The following is a 3,098-nucleotide window of genomic DNA, read 5'->3' as shown; positions in this document are numbered from 1 at the left end:
GCCGGAAGCGGCGGTCGTACCCGAAGGCACCGGCCTCGACCCCGTACCGGACGCGGCCCTCGTACCCGAGCAGGACCTCGCGCCGGACGCGGGCCCCGACTCCGAGGCCGAACCCGACGCCGAGGCCCCGGCCGGCGCCGAGTCGCAGCCGGAGCCGGAGCCGGAAGCGCTGTCCGAGGCGTTGCCGGAACCGCTCCCCGAGCCCGAACCGGCGCCCCTCACCAGCAGCAGCGACAGCCCCGAACACCCGGCCAACTCCTACGTCCTGCGCGTCAACGGCGCCGACCGCCCGGTCACCGACTCCTGGATCGGCGAGTCCCTCCTGTACGTGCTGCGCGAGCGCCTCGGCCTCGCCGGCGCCAAGGACGGCTGCTCACAGGGCGAGTGCGGCGCCTGCAACGTGCAGGTCGACGGGCGGCTCGTCGCCTCCTGCCTGGTACCGGCGGCCACGGCGGCCGGCTCCGAGGTCCGTACGGTCGAAGGCCTCGCCGCCGACGGCGAACCCTCCGACGTGCAGCGGGCGCTGGCCAACCAGGGCGCCGTCCAGTGCGGCTTCTGCATCCCCGGCATGGCCATGACGGTCCACGACCTGCTGGAGGGCAACCACGCCCCCAGCGAACTGGAGACCCGGCAGGCGCTCTGCGGCAACCTCTGCCGCTGCTCCGGCTACCGGGGCGTGCTCGACGCCGTCAACGAAGTCGCCGCACAGCGCGCCGCCAGCGCGGAAGCCGCGGCAGCGGCCTCCGAAGAGGCGCGCGTACCGCACCAGGCACCTCCCGGGGCCGGCGGCGCCGGGCCCTCGCACCCGCACTCGCACGACGGAGGCATGGCGTGAGCAACGACGCGGCCACCGAGGCCCCGACGCTCGACGGCCCGCAGCAGGAGCCGCCGGCGCACGGCCTCGGCGCTTCACTCTCCCCGGCCGACGCGCGCGCCAAGACCGAGGGCACCTTCCCGTACGCCGCCGACCTGTGGGCCGAGGGCCTGCTGTGGGCGGCGATCCTGCGCTCCCCGCACCCGCACGCCCGCATCGTCTCGATCGACACCGAGGCGGCCGCCGAGATGCTGGGCGTACGGGCCGTCGTCACGCACGAGGACGTGCTCGGCGACCCGTCGTACGGCCGCCGTGTCGTCGACCGGCCCGTCTTCGCCTCCGACGTCGTACGCCACCACGGCGAGGCCATCGCCGCCGTCGCCGCCGACCACCCCGATACGGCGCGGATGGCCGCGGCCGCCATCGCCGTCGAGTACGAGATCCTCGAACCGGTCACCGACCCCGAGAAGGCCTTCGCGGCGGAGCCGCTGCACCCCGACGGCAACCTGATCCGCCACATCCCGCTGCGCTACGGCGACCCCGAGGTCCAGGGCGAGATCGTCGTCGAGGGCCTGTACCGCATCGGCCGCCAGGACCCGGCGCCGATCGGCGCCGAGGCCGGGCTCGCCGTACCGAGGCCCGACGGCGGCGTGGAGATCTACACCGCTTCGACCGACCCGCACACCGACCGCGACCTGGCCGCCGCCTGCTTCGGGCTCGACGCCGACCGGGTGAAGGTCGTCGTCACCGGTGTCCCCGGCGCCACCGGCGACCGCGAGGACCCCGGCTTCCAGATCCCGCTCGGCCTGCTCGCGCTGCGCACCGGCTGCCCGGTCAAGCTCGCGGCGACCCGCGAGGAGTCCTTCCTCGGCCACGCCCACCGCCACCCGACGCTGCTCCGCTACCGCCACCACGCCGACGCCGAGGGCCGGTTGGTCAAGGTCGAGGCGCAGATCCTGCTGGACGCGGGCGCGTACGCGGACTCCTCGTCCGAATCCCTCGCCGCGGCCGTCGCGTTCGCGTGCGGCCCGTACGTCGTGCCGCACGCCTTCATCGAGGGCTGGGTGGTCCGCACCAACAACCCGCCGTCGGGGCATGTGCGCGGCGAGGGCGCGATGCAGGTCTGTGCCGCGTACGAGGGCCAGATGGACAAGCTGGCCGCCAAACTCGGCATGGACCCCGCCGAGTTGAGGCTGCGCAACGTCCTCGCCACCGGAGATATCCTGCCCACCAGCCAGACCGTGACCTGCCCGGCGCCGGTCGCCGAACTGCTGCGCGCCGTACGGGACTTCCCGCTGCCGCCGCTCCCCAAGGACACCCCGGAGGCGGCCTGGCTGCTGCCCGGAGGACCGGAGGGCGCGGGCGAGCCCGGAGCGGTACGGCGCGGGGTCGGCTACGGGCTCGGCATGGTCCACATGCTCGGCGCCGAGGGCGCCGACGAGGTCTCCACCGCCACCGTCAAGGTGCACGACGGCATCGCCACGGTCATCTGCGCCGCCGTCGAGACCGGACAGGGATTCTCCACGCTGGCCCGGCAGATCGTGCAGGAGACGCTCGGCATCGAGGAGGTCCATGTCGCCTCGGTCGACACGGACCAGCCCCCGGCGGGCCCGGCGGCCCATGGCAGGCACACCTGGGTCTCGGGCGGCGCGGTCGAGCGGGCGGCGAAGATGGTCCGTACCCAGCTTCTCCAGCCGCTGGCGCACAAGTTCGGGATGTCGACCGAGCTGCTCCAGATCACGGACGGCAAGATCACGTCGTACGACGGTGTGCTGTCCACCACGGTCACCGAGGCGATGGACGGCAAGGAGCTGTGGGCGACCGCGCAGTGCCGCCCGCACCCCACGGAGCCGCTCGACGAGTCGGGCCAGGGCGACGCGTTCGTCGGGCTGGCGTTCTGCGCGATCCGCGCGGTCGTCGACGTGGACATCGAGCTGGGATCGATCCGGGTGGTCGAGATGGCGGTGGCGCAGGACGTCGGCCGCGTACTGAACCCGGCGCAACTGGCGACCCGTATCGAGGCGGGCGTCACCCAGGGCATCGGCACGGCCCTGACGGAGAACCTCCGCACCAACCGGGGCCTGGTCCGCCACCCCGACCTCACCGGCTACGCGCTGCCGACGTCCCTGGACGCGCCGGACATCCGGATCGTCAAACTGGTCGAGGAACGCGACGTGGTGGCCCCCTTCGGCGCCAAACCGGCGAGCGCGGCCCCGGTCGTCGCCTCCCCGGCGGCGGTGGCCGCGGCGGTACGCGCGGCGACGGGCCGCCCGATCACCCGCCT

2 protein-coding genes are annotated in these 3,098 nt (G+C 74.3%); both read left to right on the top strand.

From position 1 onward, the window contains the following. Nucleotides 1–835 (top strand): (2Fe-2S)-binding protein (locus tag QR77_RS41865; RefSeq protein WP_236711265.1); only part of this gene is annotated, 835 nt, incomplete at its 5' end. Further along, a partial coding sequence (locus tag QR77_RS41860) for a xanthine dehydrogenase family protein molybdopterin-binding subunit (RefSeq protein ID WP_040029729.1) occupies nt 832–3,098 on the top strand: 2,267 nt, incomplete at its 3' end. The genes QR77_RS41865 and QR77_RS41860, both read left to right, overlap by 4 nt.

This window comes from Streptomyces sp. 150FB (assembly GCF_000818195.1).
Lineage (GTDB): Bacteria > Actinomycetota > Actinomycetes > Streptomycetales > Streptomycetaceae > Streptomyces.
Note: the sequence above shows the minus strand (reverse complement) of the source record. Positions and strands in the feature narration are given on the sequence as shown.